The 19,229-nt window shown below is 59.4% G+C and carries 18 protein-coding genes and 1 tRNA gene; 5 read left to right on the top strand and 14 right to left on the bottom strand.

The window, feature by feature from the left end; translation table 11 throughout:
* The first annotated feature begins 29 nt into the window (after window positions 1-29).
* Entirely contained in the window at window positions 30-1,007 is a 978-nt protein-coding gene (locus OOF89_RS11525; protein ID WP_407661565.1) for a DMT family transporter, read from the top strand.
* Here the strand turns inward: OOF89_RS11525 and queC are convergent.
* The 9 genes from queC to OOF89_RS11570 all read right to left on the bottom strand — a co-directional run bounded on the left by queC (window position 1,001) and on the right by OOF89_RS11570 (window position 11,352).
* The gene (gene queC / locus OOF89_RS11530; protein ID WP_266076253.1) at window positions 1,001-1,726 is read right to left on the bottom strand and encodes a 7-cyano-7-deazaguanine synthase QueC; all 726 of its coding nucleotides are present in this window, start codon (window positions 1,724-1,726) and stop codon (window positions 1,001-1,003) included. The genes OOF89_RS11525 and queC overlap by 7 nt on opposite strands.
* A 19-nt stretch (window positions 1,727-1,745) precedes the next feature.
* Window positions 1,746-2,534: a 7-carboxy-7-deazaguanine synthase QueE gene (locus OOF89_RS11535; protein WP_266076255.1), complete on the bottom strand. Its 789-nt coding sequence runs from the start codon at window positions 2,532-2,534 to the stop codon at window positions 1,746-1,748.
* A gap of 2 nt (window positions 2,535-2,536) precedes the next feature.
* Window positions 2,537-2,974 carry a 6-pyruvoyl trahydropterin synthase family protein gene (locus tag OOF89_RS11540; RefSeq protein WP_266076257.1) on the bottom strand — a complete coding sequence of 146 codons (438 nt, stop codon included), beginning with the start codon at window positions 2,972-2,974 and terminating at the stop codon, window positions 2,537-2,539.
* Window positions 2,975-3,340: 366 nt separating this feature from the next.
* Window positions 3,341-3,415 (bottom strand) — tRNA-Glu (locus OOF89_RS11545).
* Window positions 3,416-3,543: 128 nt separating this feature from the next.
* Complete coding sequence (locus OOF89_RS11550; protein WP_266076259.1) at window positions 3,544-4,719, bottom strand: helix-turn-helix transcriptional regulator; 1,176 nt, start codon at window positions 4,717-4,719, stop codon at window positions 3,544-3,546.
* Window positions 4,720-4,770: 51 nt separating this feature from the next.
* Window positions 4,771-5,922 carry a metal-dependent hydrolase family protein gene (locus OOF89_RS11555; RefSeq protein WP_266076261.1) on the bottom strand — a complete coding sequence of 384 codons (1,152 nt, stop codon included), beginning with the start codon at window positions 5,920-5,922 and terminating at the stop codon, window positions 4,771-4,773.
* 307 nt (window positions 5,923-6,229) lie between these two features.
* Complete coding sequence (locus tag OOF89_RS11560; protein ID WP_266076263.1) at window positions 6,230-7,270, bottom strand: ferredoxin--NADP reductase; 1,041 nt, start codon at window positions 7,268-7,270, stop codon at window positions 6,230-6,232.
* Window positions 7,271-7,321: 51 nt separating this feature from the next.
* A complete protein-coding gene (locus tag OOF89_RS11565) occupies window positions 7,322-10,369 on the bottom strand; it encodes an FAD-binding and (Fe-S)-binding domain-containing protein (protein WP_266076265.1) in 3,048 nt (1,015 codons plus the stop codon).
* A gap of 41 nt (window positions 10,370-10,410) precedes the next feature.
* A complete protein-coding gene (locus tag OOF89_RS11570; RefSeq protein WP_456071281.1) occupies window positions 10,411-11,352 on the bottom strand; it encodes a DMT family transporter in 942 nt (313 codons plus the stop codon).
* 210 nt (window positions 11,353-11,562) lie between these two features.
* On the opposite strand from OOF89_RS11570, the gene OOF89_RS11575 reads away from it, so the two are divergent.
* Together OOF89_RS11575 and OOF89_RS11580 are read left to right on the top strand one after the other, a co-directional pair.
* Entirely contained in the window at window positions 11,563-12,048 is a 486-nt protein-coding gene (locus tag OOF89_RS11575; RefSeq protein ID WP_266076269.1) for an Lrp/AsnC family transcriptional regulator, read from the top strand.
* A 59-nt stretch (window positions 12,049-12,107) separates the two neighbouring features.
* Complete coding sequence (locus OOF89_RS11580; protein WP_266076271.1) at window positions 12,108-12,686, top strand: MBL fold metallo-hydrolase; 579 nt, start codon at window positions 12,108-12,110, stop codon at window positions 12,684-12,686.
* Between the two features lie 19 nt (window positions 12,687-12,705).
* On the opposite strand, the gene OOF89_RS11585 is transcribed toward OOF89_RS11580, so the two are convergent.
* Window positions 12,706-13,494: an ATPase gene (locus OOF89_RS11585; RefSeq protein ID WP_266076273.1), complete on the bottom strand. Its 789-nt coding sequence runs from the start codon at window positions 13,492-13,494 to the stop codon at window positions 12,706-12,708.
* Window positions 13,491-13,757: a DUF5827 family protein gene (locus OOF89_RS11590; RefSeq protein ID WP_266076275.1), complete on the bottom strand. Its 267-nt coding sequence runs from the start codon at window positions 13,755-13,757 to the stop codon at window positions 13,491-13,493. The genes OOF89_RS11585 and OOF89_RS11590 overlap by 4 nt, the downstream gene beginning before the upstream one ends.
* 125 nt (window positions 13,758-13,882) lie before the next feature.
* Between OOF89_RS11590 and OOF89_RS11595 the strand changes: the two genes are divergently transcribed.
* On the top strand, window positions 13,883-14,335 hold the full coding sequence (locus OOF89_RS11595; protein ID WP_266076278.1) for a DUF7522 family protein: 453 nt from the start codon (window positions 13,883-13,885) through the stop codon (window positions 14,333-14,335).
* Between the two features lie 70 nt (window positions 14,336-14,405).
* Here OOF89_RS11595 and sod read toward each other — a convergent pair whose 3' ends face one another.
* The 3 genes from sod to OOF89_RS11610 form a co-directional block, all read right to left on the bottom strand.
* Window positions 14,406-15,017, bottom strand: a complete 612-nt coding sequence (gene sod, locus OOF89_RS11600) for a superoxide dismutase (RefSeq protein WP_266076280.1) — start codon at window positions 15,015-15,017, stop codon at window positions 14,406-14,408.
* 107 nt (window positions 15,018-15,124) lie between these two features.
* Complete coding sequence (locus OOF89_RS11605) at window positions 15,125-15,727, bottom strand: superoxide dismutase (protein WP_266076282.1); 603 nt, start codon at window positions 15,725-15,727, stop codon at window positions 15,125-15,127.
* A gap of 405 nt (window positions 15,728-16,132) precedes the next feature.
* A complete protein-coding gene (locus OOF89_RS11610; protein ID WP_266076284.1) occupies window positions 16,133-17,530 on the bottom strand; it encodes a cryptochrome/photolyase family protein in 1,398 nt (465 codons plus the stop codon).
* Window positions 17,531-17,668: 138 nt separating this feature from the next.
* Here OOF89_RS11610 and OOF89_RS11615 point away from each other — a divergent pair, with 138 nt between their 5' ends.
* Complete coding sequence (locus OOF89_RS11615; RefSeq protein WP_266076286.1) at window positions 17,669-19,222, top strand: long-chain-fatty-acid--CoA ligase; 1,554 nt, start codon at window positions 17,669-17,671, stop codon at window positions 19,220-19,222.
* Window positions 19,223-19,229: the final 7 nt, after the last annotated feature.

A 19,229-nucleotide genomic window follows, 5' to 3' on the forward strand; every position in this document is an offset into this window, starting at 1 on the left:
CGGATGCCGGAACCAGTATCCGATGAACGATGTTCCAGATGGTCGAGTGGGTCGAGGACGACGTGCCCCCGATGGCCGCGCTCGCCATCGCTATCGTCGCCGTGAGCACGAGTGCGATTCTCATCGAACTGAGTAGCGCGCCGAGCATCATCAAGGCGTTCTACCGGGTACTTTTCACGACGCTCCTGCTCGCTCCGCTCGCCGTCACGCGCTATCGGGACGACCTCAACACCTTCTCGCGGCGCGATTTTTTCGTCGCCATTATCACTGGCGGTGCACTCGCGGCCCACTTCGTCGCGTGGTTCGAAAGCTTGGAGTGGACGACCGTGGCCGCCTCGGTGACGCTCGTACAGTCACAACCTCTGTTCGTCGCGTTCGGGGCGTGGGCACTGCTCGACGAGCGCGTCACTCGGCGAACCGTGATCGGGATTTTCATCGCACTGGTAGGAATGATTGCGATGTCGTTTGGCGGCCTCCTCTCCGGAAACGTCGTTGCCGGACAGCGACCCCTCTACGGAAATGGATTGGCCGTCATCGGAGCAATCGCTGCCGCTGGTTACGTGCTTGCTGGGCGGTCTCTTCGCCAACGCGTTTCGCTAGTCCCGTACGTGACCGTCGTGTACGGTGTCTGTACCGCCGTCCTGTTCGTCATTGCCCTAACGAGTGACGCAACCATCGCGCTGACCGCCTATCAGCCGACCGAGTGGCTGCTGTTCCTCGGGATGGCTGTGGGACCGGGGATCTTCGGTCATACGGTCATCAACTGGGTGTTGAAATACGTCGAATCGAGCGTCGTCAGCGTCTCACTCCTCGGCGAACCCGTCGGAAGTACCTTACTCGCGCTTTTTTTACTCGCCGAAATCCCGGGCATTGCGACAGTTCTGGGTGGGCTCGTCGTCCTCGGCGGCATCTACGTGACATCGACCGCGAACGGATCGACGACTGACGAGACTGACAAATCCGAACCGGTGGAGCAGTCGAAGCAGTCGGAGCACTCCGGTCAGTAGTCGGGGCGCTCTTCGTAATCGATGGGGTCACGGACATCGATATTGTGGAACGCCTGTAAGCGATAGGCACAGGCATCACAGGTTCCGCAGGCCGGTTCTTCCTCCCGATAGCAACTCCACGTGTGTTCGTAGGGAACGTCGAGTTTGACTCCCCGTTCGGCGATATCGGTCTTACTCCATTCGACGAACGGCGCGACGAGTTCGATATCCGTCTCGTCCTTCGTTCCCACATCTACGACCCGCTGAAATGCCTCGAAAAACGCCGGTCTGCAGTCGGGATAGCCGGAGAAATCCTCGCTGTGAGCGCCGATAAAGACGGCAGCACAGTCGTTCGCCTCCGCACAGGAGACTGCCATCGAGAGAAGGTTCGCGTTCCGAAACGGGACGTAGGTGTCCGGTACGTCATCGCTTTCCAAATCCGCGTCCTCCACGCTCATCCCGTCATCTGTCAGACTCGACCCGCCGATCGTCGCGAGGTGGCTCGTTTCGACGTGAAGGAATTCGGCCCCGAGTTCGTCCGCCTGCTGTTTTGCACAGTCGTACTCTTTGCCTTCGGTTCGCTGGCCGTAGGAGGTGTGCATGAAGTATGGCTCGAACCCTCGGTCGCGGGCTTCGTAGGCCGCGGTTGCGCTGTCCATCCCGCCGGAGGCAAGAATGACGGCCCGTTTCGTGGTCGATGCGCTGGTACTGGTTTCCGTGTCTGTCGTATTTCGTGTCATAGTCACTTCGTCTGAAAACTCACGTCCCCGGTGCGTCGTTCCACAAATCGACGTGCAGTCGCGGGGTATACCGGTAACCGGACTTCATCGCGAGTTCCGCGACTCGTTCGCGTGTTTCGTCCAATCCATCACGGGTTGCCCCTTCTGGCATGAGGAGCACGTCGGTGTCGTGAATGGGGACTTCGGCGGCGTCACGAACGTCCGCGACGAGCGTTTTGATCTCCTTCATGTCGGACTCGTCCGTGACGACGAACTTCAGTTGCGTCTCGTAGTTGTTTACGAACGTCGCCAGTGTATCGATATCGATTCGTCGTTCTTCGTGACGCTCCGCCCATTCACCCTCACCTTTCGGGTCGCGTTCGGCGGTCGGCGTCGAGGAAGCGAGCTTCGGGCTGATACTCGCCAGATCGATGGCCGTGTCGGTGAAAATCGTCCCGTTCGTTTCGACAGTCGTGTGATATCCGGCGTTCGAGAGGCGTTCGAGCAGGTGGCTCACGTCGTCGTGAACCAACGGCTCCCCGCCCGTGACGACGACGTGATTCGCGTCGGAGGATTCTACCTCGTCGATGATTTCCGAGAGCGTCATCCCGGCGTGCGTCGGCTCCCACGAGGTATGATAGGAGTCGCAGAACCAACACCGGAGGTTACAGCCACTCGTTCGAATGAACACGCTCGGCGTCCCGGCGAGCTTGCCCTCCCCCTGAAGCGAGTAGAACAACTCGTTGATGGGAAGCGTACGTGCGTCGGTGTTCGTGTCTTCCTCCATGTTAGCGCTCGTCTCCGTCTTTGCGTCGGCGTTCACCGGCATGCTTACACCGGACCGCCGCAGAGTTCGGCGGTTTCGCTAACTGCAACCGAAATATCGGAGACGGTGTCCGGAAGTTCCTCGCTGAGACGGCGTTCGAGAACGAGGCTCATGACTTCCGCCGTCGGCGGGGAGTCGAACACGACGACGGCATCCGAATCGCCGCTCGTCTCGAAGGCGTCGATGAGCGGGTCGCCGCCCTCCAGGAGGAACCGATGATCCCACTCGGATATTACCGCAGTAACCTCCCCCTTGTCCACGACCCATCCTTCCTCGGTGAGTTCGCCGACGAGCGTCACCTCGATTTCGTAGTTGTGGCCGTGCGGCCGGCTACATTTCCCATCGTGATGGAGCAGTCGATGGCCGGTGCTGATACGAATCGGTCGGTCACGCCCGATGTGGAGGGTTCGCTTCGGAGATGATTCCGATACAGACTCAGGCATATTCGAAGATTATCGAGAGAATACTTAAGCTGTGTCACTCCGCGCCGGTCGATGGCTACAGCAGCCGGCGCAAGAGTCGCAGCGGGAGGGTAATGATTGCGATCACGACGTTGATGATCGAGCGCAGTACGGAACGGATGGGTGTGAGTATCGACAGCATGGCTTCGAATTTAGGTGGGAGAAAGCTGTTCGTTATGGTTGCACATGCAAGCTTGGCTGGAACACCATCGCTTTCGAAATCGCGTTCGTGAGACGTACTCCGTCAGGGATTCGAACCACCTGAAGACGCTTCCTCGCCTTCGGCGAGACTGCCTCTTTCGTACTTCAAATCCCAGAGCGTCCGCTTTTCCGAATGAAATGAGGAAATGCTCCGTCAGGGATTTGAACCCTGGTCCTTGCCGTGAGAGGGCAAGATGATTGGCCGGACTACACCAACGGAGCGCATTCTTGAGTAATCGCACGGACCGTTTAACAGTTGTGTTTTGGGGACGCTGTGGCCCGGTGTGGCACATTCAGCAGTGCGAACACGCGCGGCTCACGAGCGCGATCATTCGTGGAAAAAGCGACAGTTATCGGTCGAGCGGCGACCCGGCGGCGTCCGGTTCGTGGCCGTCCAAACTGATGATGTTCTCGCGGCCGACTCGGAGTTTGCTGATCTCTCCCTCGTCTTCCATTTCTGAGAGGAGCATACTTACCTTGGATTTCGACCAACCGGTTTCCTCGACGATGTTTACCTGTTTCATCCGGCCGCCGTTCTCGCGGAGAAGCTTCTTCACGCGTGCTTCGTCGGTGAGCAGTTCCTCGTCACTCACGGCCGGCTTGGATGCGCCGGCGCTTGGTTCGGCCGGTGGCGAGCCACCCCCGCCACCACCGCTCGGCGTGCTTTGCCCGGACGTGAACGAGTCGAAGTTGCCCTGTCGCCACGCGAACACCGCGGCCAAGCCGATCAGCAGTACGACTGCCGCGATGAACAGCATCATCGGTGACTCGGCGTTCGGTTGTTGGCTACCGTCACCCGGAGGGTTACCACCGGCGCCCGTCGTCGGTGCGGCAGTCGGCGAACTGTGATTCGCCGGCAGGTGGAACGTAACCATCGGCTGTTGGTCGCTGAATTCGCGCTCTCCTTTCCACGAGACCGAATCGCTCGTTGCGAGTTTTTCCCCCGAAACGATCCGTCCTTTGGTCGGTTTCGCGGATTTGAATCGCATTCCATCCGCCGGCTCGATGACGATGGACTGTTGTTGTCCCAAATACAGACCTCCTTCGAACGTATCACCGATGGTCAAGGTGTTTCCTTTCCCGTACGCGAAACCGTCCCACCGGAACGACATCTCCACGACACCACGCTGTGTATCGTCGGTGAGGCCGCCCCCACCGATGTACGCGCGCCGTGAGAAGTTCTCCGCACCCATCGCTCGCTTCGTTCTGTTGTTCGCCGTCGAGGTTAGCTCGACCGCGTTGTTTCTGAAATCCCGATACAGTTCGGTGTCAGAACTGTTGAACTGTTTTGCGAACTGCTCGAACTGCTGTCGTTCTTGTTTGGTTTCCAGTGACTTTTCGTAGTGAAACGTCCAGCGCGCAGATGCGTTATCGTAGACGAGAATGTGAAATTCGACATCATCAAACTCCTGGGAAGTGGTGATCGTTTGCGGAGTCGTCGGGGCATCGCTCTGAGTCATCCCGAGCGTCGGGAGTGACGCGATGAGCAACACCGTGATGAGGCCGACAGCCAGGAGCCGTCTCATGTACATTATTCGTCCATGCCCGGATATAAAAGACCTTGTGACGTGCGCGCGTCAGCGAGCAATGTTGCCATGTGACACGACATGCGTTGGCGATTGCCATATAGTTACGTCATCACGCGGGTCGGCGTCGAGGACGACGAGGTCCGCCCCGTACCCTTCCTCGACCAACCCGACGTCGGTACGCCCGAGCAGGTCGGCGGCGTTGACAGTCGCGGCCTCCAGCGCTTCTTCTGGGGTTAGACCATATTCGACCATCAACGCCAGTTCTTCGGGGATGTCACCATGGAAGTTGAACGGCGTCCCGGCATCGGTCCCCATCGCTATCTTCACGCCCGCGTCGATTGCGTACTCGAAGGCGTCGTCCATCGCCTCCGCTGCTTCCGCTCCTTTTTCGACCGCGTACTTGGGAATACCTGCTCCGACGCCTTCGGTCAGAATCCCGTGTGACGCTTTGACAGTCGGTACCCAGTACGTTCCTCGTTCGGCCATGAGTTCCGCCGCTTCACGATCCATGAAGGTCCCATGTTCGATGCTCGAAATCCCGGCGCGAACAGCGTTTTTGATGCCAGCAGCCCCGTGCGCGTGAGCCGCGGTCGGGACGCCTTTCGCGCTCGCAGCTTCGACGAGTGCGGTGAGTTCATCCTCGTCCAGTTCGGGCGCACCGGTAATCGCACCTTCCGTGAGAACGCCACCGGTGGCCATGCATTTGATGACGTCCGCACCGCGTTTCAACTGCTCTCTGACTGCCTTCGTGATCTCTGCAGGGCCATCCGCCTCACGGCCGAACCAGTGGCCGTGTCCCCCCGTCATCACGACGTTCTCGCCACAGGCAACCACGCGCGGGCCGTCGATAACTCCGTCCTCCACTGCGTCCCGCGCGTCGATAGCGAGCGACGTAGGCGCGCCGAGGTCACGAACGGTCGTCACCCCGGAGTTCAGTGCCGCCGCGAGGTTTGCGACTGCGCGGTAGGCAAGCATGGTCTCGTTCTCGTCTACGACGTCGGTGACATCCGGTCGACCGTCCATCATTACGTGAACGTGTGCGTCGATGAGACCCGGTGCGACGAACTTCCCGCTCGCATCGATTTCTTCGTCGCCGTCGGGAACGTCCCCGATGGCCACTATTTTGCCGTCTTCGACCGCAACGTCCGCTTCCCTGATACCGGTTGCGTCCACCACATCCCCACCGCGAAGTACGAGCATTACCAGCACGAGAATGGCTACCAAGAAATACCTCTGGGTCGCGGCAGGGAGGGCGAATCCGAAGCACGGCGACGTTTGGATTTCACGGGGAACGAACGATCACGGTGAAAACAAACGGGATGTGAAAACCCATCATTTTCGGGAACGGGCACGCCGCTATCGAGTGCCGGTTCGGGGTGACGGACGACGACGTAACCGACCCCGAAGAAGTCGCGGACATCACCCTCACGGCGCGCATGGAAAGCTCGACCGTCAGTGAACTCGACGTGTGCCGCCGTGACGAGTTCGCTGACTTCTCGTTCGGTCCTTATCCGTACCCTTCGTATTGGATATGCTCGTCCGGAACACCGAGCTTTCGTGCCATTCCGGCGAGACGGGACACCATCGCATTGACACCGCATGCGTACACCTCCAGATTCTCGGGGTCGATTCGTGCGTCGATATCGTAGGCCGGGTCGCCCCCCGCCCGTTGTGCCGCGTCCGGAAGCGGGACGTTCTCGTCGAGATACTTCGTAAGCGTTTGTTGGACGTATGCCGTCTCACCGTCCCAGTCGGTGAGATACTCCTCGCGCGAACAGGTTGGCACGAAGTGGAAATTTTCGTGTTCGTCGGCCAGTTCGTGGAACTCCTGGCGGTACGGCAGGTCGTCCTTCCATGCCGCACCGAGGAAGAGCCAGAGGTCGCGTTGGGTTCCATCGTGTTCGTCTCGGCACTCCTCCAGGGTATAACGAATCATGCTCCGAAGCGGGGCCACACCGGTTCCGGTGGCGAGAAATGCTATATCCCGTCCGGAAGGTTCTTCGAGCACGAAGTCGCCGTTCGGCCCACGAACCGTCACCTCGTCGCCCTCGGAGAGGTTTTCGAACAGTTTCGACGTAAGTCGCCCGTCCGGAACCCGTCGCATGCAAAATTCGATAACATCCTCGTTCGGCGAACTGGCGACGGAATACGGCCGTGGCGTGTCCTCGTATCGGACGGTGATGTACTGGCCAGGCGAGAACCCGATGTTCTCTTCGGGATCGACTCGCACTCGGAGCAACGCGGGGTACGGACGATTGTATCGCGATTTCAGGGACAAAAGAACGGTCGATAGCTGTTCGTGACTCCCCCCTTCGTCTGCCAGCAACGATTCCACCTCATCCCAATCGATGTCGTTCGACGGCGGTTGTTCGACACGCCCTACCCACTCGTCACGACCGGTTCCTCGAAACAGTTCGGTGACGCGTTCGATCACATCCTCGGTACGGTTGTGGCCCATCCTCCCGACCGCGGCTACGGTCGCCGAATCAGTTACCAGGGGTAACTCCTCGGCTCGTTCGTGCTGTGTATGTTGCGATGGGACCGTCATCACTGAGCTAGTTGTAGCGAAACGGACGAGCGTCAAAACGTTTCTTGCCGTTTACGAAAGCGCGTCCGCGACTTTCTCGATGGGATGTGGTGGTTCGTCCCCTTGCCAGTCGCCGAGTTGTGTCCGACAGGATGCGCCCGGTGCGACGGTTTCGGTTCCGTCGCTCGCCTCGACTTGCTCGAACAAAATCGAGCCGACCGCTTTGCTCATCGAATAATGTTCGGCCTCGTAACCGAAGCTCCCCGCCATGCCACAACAACCGGAATCGAGTGCGTCCACTTCGTACCCAGCAGTGCGGAGAACGTTCACCGCGTGGCCGTCCTTTTTCGTCGCTTTCTGATGACAGTGGCCGTGGTAAGTCAGCGACCCGGTTCCGTCGAACGGGAGGTCGAAGTCGAATGCGTCGAGATATTCACAGATGCCGTAGGCGTTGGCGGCCAATCGCTCGGCCTCAGTTCGGAGCCCCCCCGCTTCCGGGTCGGCGGAGCGCGGTTCGGTGTACTGACCGCTCGACGGGCCTGATTCCTCGCTCGCGGGGAGGAGATCGAGATAGTCGGACTGGAACATCACGGCGTCGGAAGGTTCGACGACGACGACATCCCAGCCATCGCGGACGAACGGTGCGAGCGCCGAGACGTTCGTCTCGGCCTGCTCGCGTGCCCTGTCGAGGAACCCTTTCGAGTGAGCAGGTCGCCCGCTTGCCGTTACATCGTTCGGAATTCGAACGTGAACTCCGGCCGCTTCGAGCACTCGGACTGCGGCCATCCCGGCCTCGGGATGGTTGTAGTTCGTGTAGGTGTCCGGGAAGAGCAGGACGCGCCGGGTCGCGTCCTGCTCGGGGATTCGTGGCCCACGGGCTTCGAACCAGTCTTCGAGGCTTTCGGCGTGGAATTTTGGAAGGCGACGCTCGCTGGCGATGCCGACCGTCTTCTCCGCGAGAAATCGCGAACCGGGGAGTTTCGTCGCCCAGTTCGAAATCGGGGCGAGTGTGCTTCCGAGCGCGGACAGACGATCGATGTTCGCGAAGAGTCGGTCGCGGAGGCTCGCACCGTGTCGTCGATGATGTTCGTGTTCGACTTCCGCTTTGAGCTTCGCCATATCGACGCCCGAAGGGCAGTCCCGTGCACAACCCTTACAGCCGATACAGAGGTCCATCACTTCGTGCATGAACTCCACGTCGAACGCCTCGTCCTCGGGAAGTGATCCGCTCATGGCCTGTCGGAGCATATTCGCCCGGCCTCGCGTGCTCGTGATTTCCTCGTCCGCCGCGCGGTAGGTCGGGCACATCACGCCGCCGGTCGTCTCCTGTCCGCCGCGGCAACCACCACAGCCGTGACAGAGTTCGGCCATCCCCTGAAACCCGTTCTCGTTGTCCCAGTCGAGTACGGGATCGAACCCGGAATCGAACCCGTATCCGGGGTCGAATCGGAGGTTCTCGGTCATATCCACGTCGCCACAGACCTGTCCGGGGTTGAGGAGCCAATCCGGGTCGAACGCCGTCTTCAGGCCACGAAACACACCCCAGACGTGATCGCCGTACAGCTTTCGATTCCACTGGGTCCGGGCGCGTCCGTCACCATGTTCGCCGGATACGCTCCCGCCATATTCGACGACGAGGTCGGTCACGGCGTCCGCGATGGCTTCCATCTGATTCACGCCGGTCGGGCTTTTCGTGTCGACGAGTGGCCGAATGTGCAGACACCCAGGTCCGGCGTGCGCGTAAAAACTGGCGAAGGTGTCGTTGTCCTCCAACACTTGCTGGAAGTCCTCGACGTACTCCGGCAGGTTTTCGGGCGGCACCGCGGCGTCCTCGATGAACGAGATGTGTTTCGCGTCGGATGTTCGCGAAAGTAGGATCGGAAGTCCGGATTTCCGGAGTTTCCAGAACCGAGCGCGGTCGGCCTCGTCGTGGGCCTCCATCGCCGAGAGTGCGGATTTTCCCTCGCGGTCATCCCGCAGTTTGGCGACCTTCTCCCGGCCGTCCTCGTCGTCCTTCGCGTAGAACTCCACGAGCAGAACCGAATCGGTTCCCTCGGGCAACATCTCCACCACGTCGTGGAACTCCTCCGTGTCGCGAGCGAGCGAGATGAGCACGTCGTCGAGCACTTCGACCGCGGACGGATCGTGGTCCAAAATCGGTGCAACGTCCGCCATCGCGTCGATGAGGCTGTCGTAGGTCAGAAGCGCAATCGACTTCGTTTCCGGAATCGGTTCGAGGCGTACGGTAGCTTCCGTGATGATCGCAAGCGTACCCTCGCTTCCGGCGAGGAGACGGGCGAGGTTGACCGTTCCTTCTTCACCCTCTCGTACCAGACGATCCAGATTGTATCCCGACACGTTGCGCTTCAACTGCGGGAACACGTCCCGAATCGCGTCGGATTCCTCCTCGATGATTCGGAGCACCTCGGCGTAGATTCGAGCTTCGAGGTCGCGTTCGTCCGTCGAACCCCCTTCGTCCGCCCGTTTCCGAAGTTCGTCCATCGTGATCTCCCCGAATCGCGTCACGGTTCCGTCCGCCAACACGACTTCGCACTCCTCGATGTATGCCTCGGTTTTCCCGTATTTCAGTGAATGGGAACCGGTCGAGTTGTTTCCGATCGCGCCGCCGAGCGCGCTTTTGTCCCCCCACGCAGGGTCGGGGGCGAACTTCAAATCGTGGTCCGCGAGCGCGCGGTTCAGTTCGCCGAGAACGATACCGGGTTGTGCACGAGCGGTTCGGTTCTCGGGGGAAAAGTCGAGGAGGCCGTCCATATGTCGGGTGAAATCCAGGACAACGGCTTCGTTGACGGATTGCCCGGCCAAACTCGTTCCACCGCCCCGTGGGAGGACCGGAATTCCGCGCTCGGCACAGTAGGTCGTCACCGCCGAAACGTCGTCAGTGGACGTCGGGAAGACGACACCGATAGGAGTGACTTCGTAGGCGCTGGCATCCGTCGCGTAAAGCTGCCGGGAGTACTCGTCGAATCGAACGTCGCCTGTTACTCGACTCCGGAGGTCCGCGACGAGTCCTGGGCGTGCTACATCGTCGTCTTGATAATCGTAGTTCGCCCGGTCGTCGCGGGCGGGGTCTGTCGCGTCGCCCGCGTCACGTGTTGCCATAGATGTGCGTAGGGCAAGGGGGGCGAAAAGTGATGGGGGAGTTATGCCCGTCTAGCGGTCGGCGAAAGCGAACGAACGACCGCGAACAGTGCGTCTCGCTTCAGCAAAGCGAACCCGGCGAAGATGGCCCCGAAACCGACGAGCGTCGTCGTCGCAACCAGTTCGCCAAGCAGTGCCCAACTGAGGAGTGTCGCAACCACGGGTTCGAGGTACGCGACCAGGTTGAGTTCGGTCGGGCCGATTTCGTCGAGTAGGTGGAAGTAGAGCAGGAACGCGACTACCCCGGAGATGAGCACCAAGTAGAGGAGCGAGACGACGGCGGGAATCGACCAGTTGATCGTGGTGTGAGATTCACCTCGCGCCGTGCTGAGGGCGTGGAGGAGTGCGGACCCGACAATCATCGCCCACCCCTGAAGCGCGGGAAGCGAGAGTTCGGAATCGAGCGGTTGGGTGAGCACCGAACCGAGCGCGAACGAGACTCCGCCGAGGAAGACGAGGGAGATTCCGACGACGCCGACCGAAAGGAGGTTCTCCGGGTTGGGGTCGGCGACGATGGCGACACCTGCGACACCGAACGCGAATCCGAGAATGCCGAGTGGCGTGATGTGTTCGTCGGCAAACATCGCGCTGGCGAAAACGGCGGTCAGGACCGGTGAGAGACTAATGATGACCGCCGCAAGCGCGCCGGGCACGTGCTGTTGGCCGAGATACAGGAATCCGTGGTGGCCCGCGATGATGAACACGCCGATAGCCAGAATCGCCAGTACGTCCGCCCTGCTTTTCGGCTTCCAGCGGTCGGTCGTGACGATCGCGTAGCCGAGGATGGCCAACCCAGCCATGTCGTATCGGAGGGCCGCAAACAGGATCGGCGGAAAGTGGTGCAGGCCGACGTCGATGCCGACGAAGGATGCGCCCCAAAATCCGGCGAGCAGTACGAATAATACCTCAGTCCGTGGTAGTAATCTACCGACTTTAGTCGATATCATAGATTTCTATCCAAGCCTTATTCCTACGCCTTGTTAAATGCTTCTACAACATTATCGTTCGATACTGAATCACAGACAATATTTGCCCATCAGATGGCTCTTGTATCTCTTTGTTCGATAATTAATAGCACAGTCTTCGAGAGAGTGTGTCACTCTCACTCGTCCAAACTCCAGAGATTAAGTATGGGTACCGTACAAGTTAGACCAATGGACGAACGCGACGTCACCCTGCTCAAGGCGATTTCGGACCTGGAGACCGGAAGTCCCGAAAAACTCCACGAGGAAACCGGCATCCCGGTTTCGACCATCCACTACCGATTGAACAACCTCCGGGATGCGGGTGTCATCGAAAACGACCTTTACGACATCGATTTGGAGGAGTTCGGTCTCGGCGTCACAGTTGTCGTGGAAGTGTTCGCCGATTACACGGGGTCGTACGCGGATTTCGGCGAGAAAATCCTCGAGATCGAGGGCGTCACGCAGGCGTATTTCACGATGGGTGAGACGGACTTCATCGTCGTCGCCCATCTTACCGGCCGCGAGATGGTCGAACGACTCATTAGCGATTTCGAGAGCATCGAAGAAGTGGACCGGACGAACTCGACGTTCGTTATCTCGACACTCCGTGATTCCCACCGCGTTCTTCAGAGCTACAGTCTCGAAACGTTGGTGGCGGAACTCGCGGAAGACTGAGGGAAGTCAGTCCCACCGCGAACGAAAGCCGGAAAACTCCCCTCGTCGTACGTCGAACCATGATTCGAAATATCGCGACGGGCGTCCAGTCGTTCACCAGCAACGCGTTTCTCGTTGCTGGCGACCAACGCGTGCTCGTCGATACGGGCGCGAACTTCGACGCAGTCGGCGAAATCAGGACCCACGTGGACGACTTGGACGCGGTCGTCCTCACGCACACACATCCGGACCACGTCGGAAACCTCGAAAGCGTAAAGGACGCCTTCGACGTGCAATCGTTCGGCTTCGACACTGACCACCCCGGCGTCGATGTCGGGATCGAAGACGAGGAAACGGTCGCTCTCGGCGACGACGACTACCTCGCGCTCCACACGCCGGGACACAAAAACGACCATCTCTGCTTTTATTCGAAATCGGCGGGTATCCTCTTCGCTGGCGACCTCATCTTCCAGAACGGCAGTTTCGGCAGAACCGATCTCGAAGAGGGTGACAGGGAAACCCTCATCGAAAGTATCGACCGCGTGGGCGCTACCGTTGACGAGGACCTACTGGAAATGCACACCGGCCACGGACCGAGCGTAACGACGAACCCGTATCACGACATCGAACTCGCTGGAAAGGCGGCGAGAATGTACTGATCTAACCGCTTCGGCATGTCTACAGAAGCGCTTCGTACGCGCATTCGTACACCGTCTCGATTTTTGTGGGGTCGTTCCGTTCCGCCTTCGTCAGGGGTTCGAGCGTGTGTGTATCCCGCTCGTCGAGCAGATTCACGACGCTTTCCACCCGCTTTTCGAGTGATCCATCGCGAGCACTGCTGTCGGCGACTTCACAGGCTTTCGCGTAGCGTGCCCCGTCGTACACCCGAAGCCTTCGTGGTTCGACCACGGCGACGGTGTCGAACTCGATTCCCTGAATTGGGCGGGCGATATCGCTGTAAGACTCGACGACAGCACGGTCTTCGGTTCGGATTCGTTCCGCCAGTGCACGAAAATGTGGAAGATAGCGTCGCTCCGTCTGGTCGTTCAATTCGGGGAGGGATTCGATGGTAACCGAATCGGAGAGGGGGAGATTCTCGCGGACCGCTGTTGGAAGGTCCGCCGACCCGTTCACCACGAACCCCTCGCCGACACGGTCCACGAGGAACTCACGATGGGTTTGGCCGAGCAGTCCCTGTCCCTTTCCCGGTGCGGGCCACCAGAGTCGATGAACCGGATTGACCGCTTCCGGGGAGTGGTCGCCTGCGCTTGCCGCCGCGAGTCGTGCCGCGTCCTTGCCGTAGAGTCGTCCCTCGGAGATGGCCGTCATTGCATCGTCGTGGTCGAACCAGAAGTCGTTGCCCGCACGGGGCTTGAATCCCACGCCGTTCAGGTACGAGAGCAGTCCGACCGTGAACGTCGTCTTCCCCGCATCGACCCGGTCGCTTCCCGCGACGAGAAGCGTCATGTCTTCAACCCGTAGTAGCCGGGTTCCTCGTCGCTCGGCGGTTCCGCGACGACGAGGTCGTCCGCGTTACGCATGATCCACGGAATCGCCCAATCGAGCAGAATGGTTTCCGTCTCCACGTCGATTTCGGCGTCCGGGTCGAGCCCCTGCAAGAGGCGAGCGATTTCGTACACGCTGTACATCGAGTCGTCGTCGAGCAGCTCGTCCGGTTCGTAGAAATCGCAGGGATACAACTGCTCGAAGTCGTCTTTCGGTCTCGGCATATCGGTGGATATGCGCGTCTCGGCGTAAAACCTCACGAATCGAGTCGCGATCGGAGAAACTATTTCCGACGGTCGAATCCAATTGTAACAGACCATATTCATAACCGAATTTTTATAATGTATCAATGAAGATAGAGAATGACATGTGCGAGGAACAGGGGAGTGAGGCAAAAGAGGCGTTAGTGTCGGCATTTGCCGAGTTCGGCGGCGAACATCTCCGTGACATCTGGCTGTTCGACCAATCCGATTTCGAAATGCTGTATCTGCGGGACGACATCGCGGAGAAACTCGAAGGGATAAACGTCTCGAAGTTCGTCGATAACGAGCGGTTCGGTTTCGTCACCCGGGATACGTACGACCAGTTGTACTACGCGTCCTACCAGTATACGGTGCGTGGGTTCGACGATTTCGAACAGTTTCGGATGTTCTTCGCGGACGACGAGCGAAACGTCGGAGTGTTCGCCAGCCTCGACCTGCAATCCGGCGGTCACGATTACGAATCGCTCTTCCAGCACGTGACCGACATCGCGTCCGGCTACGACGTTCCGGCGATTTCATCGGCGGAAGCCGAGGAGTGACGAGAACGATAGAACGATATCGCAGTCGCTTTCCACGTTTCGACGCGAAAAATATCGGTTGGTTTAGCCCTTATTCGAACCGCGGCGCGACGTTTTCGAACTGGTCTGCAACTTCGTCCCAGTCAACAACTTCGAAGAAGTTGCTGATGAAGTCGCCACGGTCGGGACCGTAGTCGTAGTAGTAGGAGTGTTCCCACACGTCGAGTGCGAGAATCGGGTGACTACCCCAGAGTGCGCCCTGGTCGTGCTTGTCGACCTTGACGTTGCGAAGCTGTTTTGCGACCGGGTCGTACACGAGAAGTGCCCAGCCACCTGCGGCGCTGGCGGCGGCCTCGAACTCGCCCTTCCAGCCCTCGTAGGAGCCGAAATCCTCCTCGATGCGGTCTGCAAGCTCGCCTTCGGGCTCGCCGCCGCCGTTCGGGTCCATGTTCTCCCAGAACAGGGTGTGGAGGTAATGTCCACAGCCGTTGTGGGTGACGTTGCCCAGTGCGCCCGCCGTGCTGGAGTAGTCGCCGGACTCACGGTTCTCCGAGAGGGTTTCCTCGGCACTGTTGAGGCCGTTTACGTAGCCCTGATGGTGCGTATCGTGGTGCCATTCGAGCACCTGTTCGGAGATGTGGGGTTCCAGCGCGTCGTAGTCGTACGGAAGCGGTGGCAGTTCCGCGTTCGATTGTTCTGGCATAAATGTATACCTCCGTGGAATACATCTCACCACTCGCTGTTAAACCTTGAGGAGTAGTTTGCTAACACACGACAAGATATCCCGGCAAAATAAACCCCTTCGAGGAGTTACATACTTCCTGCCGCGTCGAATCGCTCGGCCACGTCGTCCCAGTTTACGACATCCCAGAAGTTGTCCACGTAGTCGCCCCGTTTGTTCTCGTATTGGAGATAGTAGGCGTGTTCCCACACGTCCAGCACGAGCAACGGCGTCGTTCCTTGCGGCGATTGATTCTGGTGGTTCTCGGCCATGCTGATAATCGGTTTGTCGGCGACGTGGTCGTAGAGCAACATCCCCCAACCGGAGCCTTCAACGCCTTTGGCGGCGGCCGAGAACTGGCTTTTGAACTGGTCGAATCCGCCGAAGTGTTCGTCCATCGCGTCCGCGAGGTCACCGCCGGGTTCGCCGCCACCGTCCGGTGACATGTTTTCCCAGAAGACGGAGTGGTTGACGTGACCCGAAAGGTTGAACGCGAGGTTACGCTCGACGCCTTTTACGTCGCCCCATTCGTCGCTGTTCCGCATTTCTTCCAATTTGTCGAGCGCCGAGTTTGCACCATCGACGTAGCCTTGATGGTGGATGTCGTGGTGTAGTTCCATGATTCGCGCGTCGATCGTCGGTTCCAGTGCATCGTAGTCGTACGGTAAGTCCGGTAGTTCGTAGGTTGCCATTGCTAACCCCCGTCAACTCTGGTCAACGGTGGTGGTGTTAAGTGTTGAGGCAAACGTCGGAGGGAAATTTGAGACGCCTTGCAAACACGTTTGCCGCTTGATTTTCCCGGTCATGGGCCGTCCTGGCGAACGAGGGGCGACGACCGGCGTTCTCGTGAGCAAAGCGAGCGAGAGTGCGGATGAGCGAACTCCTCCGGTGAGAGAGAAACCCCTTTGGACCGACAACGCTCGGCAGTTTCGGCCGCTGCTCCGGTAAATGAAAACCCTGCGCCCGCAACGGACGCGTGGCGCAAACGGCGCCCTCAGCCCGTTCCTGTCTGTCGCTCGTCCTTCCTTTGTTCTGTCGGCAGTTCGTCCGAGAAAATCCCGCGATGACGCCGTTCAGTAGCATCCCCGGTCCCCCGACTATCCTTTCGCGTTTTCGAACATCGTGATCGCCATTTCTCGGCGCTCCGAATGGTCAACGATCGGCCCGGGATAGTCCGGAGCGAGGCTTTCGCGGTCGTCGTCGCCCAGTTCGTTCCATTTGTGAATTTTCTTCGGCGGAACGTCTTCCAGTTCCGGGACGAATCGTTTGATGTACTCGGCGTCGGAATCGAATCGCTCGCCCTGCGTCATCGGGTTGAAAATGCGGAAATACGGTTGTGCGTCGGTGCCGGTCGAACCGGCCCATTGCCACCCACCGTTGTCGTTTGCAGTATCGTGGTCCACGAGTTTCTGACGATACCAGTCGTAGCCCTCGCGCCAATCCACGAGTAGGTCCTTCGTCAGAAACGAGGCGACTATCATCCGAACGCGATTGTGAACCCACGCCTCCTCTCGCAGCTGGCGCATTCCGGCGTCAACGATCGGGTATCCAGTTTCGCCGTCCTTCCACGCCTGCACACCCTCCGGGTCGTCGTGCCACGCGATTTCGTACTGGTAGTCCTTGTAGTTCTCCACGACCACTTCGGGCCGATCGTCGAGAACGTGCGCGTAGAAGTCACGCCACGCGAGTTGTTGTTGAAACCCATCGACGGAATCGGCGTCCTCCGCGCTCTCGGCGTCGTTTTTTGCCTGTTCCGTCGCCTCCCAAACCTTCCGAATTCCGATGGTGCCGTACTTGAGATGTGGGGAGAGACGTGAAGTGTGTTCCCGAGCAGGGTAGTCTCGCTCCTCGTCGTAGGAGTACACGTCGTCCTCGCAAAACGAGGAGAGGAGGTCACGGGCCGGTTCCGTGCCCGCTCGCGGAATCTCGGCTTCCGGTTCGTCGAAACCGAGGTCGGTGAGCGTCGGTAGTTCACCCGGTTCTATATCGTCGATTTCAGCGACATCGATCACGTTTTCGGGTGCATCGAACGAGTCGTGCTTTTCCCGGTCACGCCATTTTTTCCAAAAATAGGTGAACACGGAGTAGTACTCGCCTTGATTCGTGGTGATACTACCAGGTGTGTGGAGTAGCGCATCGTGGAAGCTTTGGTGAACGATTTCGGAGTCGTCCAACGCGTCCCGTACCGCTGAATCGCGACGTATAGCCAGCCCCGAGTAATCCCGGTTCCAGACGACTTGCTCGGCGCCGGTTTCCTCCGCGATTCGCGGCAGTTCCTCACGTGGGTCACCGTGGACGACTACCAAGTCGCTGTCTCGCTCACGGTACGATTCGCGCAGCGATTCGAGCGCCGAGAGCATGAACGAGACACGGGGTGGGGCCGCGTGGGAGAGCACATCGCGGTCGAGGACGAACACAGGAACGACGGGGTCCCCCGAAGCGAGTGCTCGGTTGTCCGTGACCCGGAGGTCGCGGCGGTGCCAATGGAGTTTCATACCGGAGGGACGACGGGCAATCGCTTAAGCGTCGAACCCATTCTGTATGGCTTTCGATACGCCACCGCGGTTTCGACGGCGGTTCTCCGCACGATTTTCAATGATGTTTTATGACGGCGGGGCTCGTTACAAACCAACATGGTAAACCTTACCACATCCGTGGAGAACACGGTCTCCGAGTATCCGGACGAACCGGCCATCGTGGCCCCGGACCAAACGCTAACGTACGGGGAACTGTGGACGCAAATCAGCGGATTTGCGGGCGGGCTCACGGAACGCGGTGTTGGCGAGGACGACCGGGTTGCGATCTATCTTCCGAACGTCCCCCAGTTCGTCATCGCGTTCCACGGAACGCTCATGACTGGCGGCGTCGTCGTTCCGATGAATCCCCAGTATCGAGCGCGTGAAATCAGTCACCTGCTCGCGGACAGCGGTGCGAAAGTCGTCGTCACCATACCCGACCTCGTCCCCTTCGTGGAGGAGGTCCGTGACGAGACCGATGTCGAACACGTCGTCACCCTCGGGGAGGAAGGCGACATCTTCTTCGGCGATTTCCTCGCCGAGCGCGACGGCGAAGTCGTGGACAGGGCGAGCGACGACCTCGCGGTCCAACCGTACACAAGCGGGACGACCGGCACTCCGAAAGGCGTGGAACTAACGCACGAAAACCTCGCCTCGAACGCCGAGGCCGCGGCGGAACTCGTTCCAGGAGGGATCGACCCGAACGACTCCCAGTTGGGTGTGCTTCCGTTGTTCCACATTTACGGGATGACGGTCTGTATGAACGCGACGCTATTCCGAGGTGGAGCGTTTTATCCGCTCCCGACGTGGGACGCACAGCAAGCCCTTTCTCTGGTTCAAGATGCGGAACTGACGATGATGCACGGTGTGCCTGCGATGTACAACGACGTGATAAACCAGCCGAATGCGGCTGAGTTCGACCTCTCCTCAGTGAGACTCGCGGGTGTCGGCGGCGGCGGCATCCCCATCGAAGTGCTCCGTCGGTTCGAGGAGCTGTACGACGCGAAAATCTACGAAGGCTATGGCTTGACCGAGACGAGTCCGGTGACTCATTTCAATACGCCCGACAACGGCCGACGCGTCGGTAGTATCGGGACCACCATCCAGGAAGTCAGCGCCCGCATCGTGAACGGGGACTTCGAAGAACAGCCACCAGTTTCGAAGGGGCCGCTCGCGGAAGACGACGGGGAGTTGGACGACGTGACTGGTGAAATCATCGTTGCGGGCCCGAACGTCATGCGAGGCTACGCCGGGCTGACAGGCGCGACGGCAGAAGCGTTTACGGAGTCGGATGGAAAACGCTGGTTCCACACGGGTGATATCGGGTACTGGGACGAGGACGGCTTTTTCTACGTGGTCGACCGCAAGAAACACATGATAAACACCGCGGGGTACAACGTCTACCCGCGCGAAGTCGAGGAACTTCTCTTCGAACACGAAGCCGTGGCTGACGCAGCAGTCGTCGGAATTCCGGACAATAGACGGAACGAAACGGTGAAAGCGTTCATCGTTCCCGTTCCGGACACGGACGTGACTGGCGAGGAGATCCAGGAGTTTTGCCTGAACAACCTCGCAGCCTACAAACATCCTCGAGAGGTCGCGTTCGTGGAGGAATTACCCAGAACGACGACCGGAAAGGTACAGAAGTTCGAATTGATACAACAGGGATAATCGAACG

Source organism: Haladaptatus caseinilyticus (genome assembly GCF_026248685.1).
Taxonomy (GTDB): Archaea; Halobacteriota; Halobacteria; order Halobacteriales; family Haladaptataceae; genus Haladaptatus; species Haladaptatus caseinilyticus.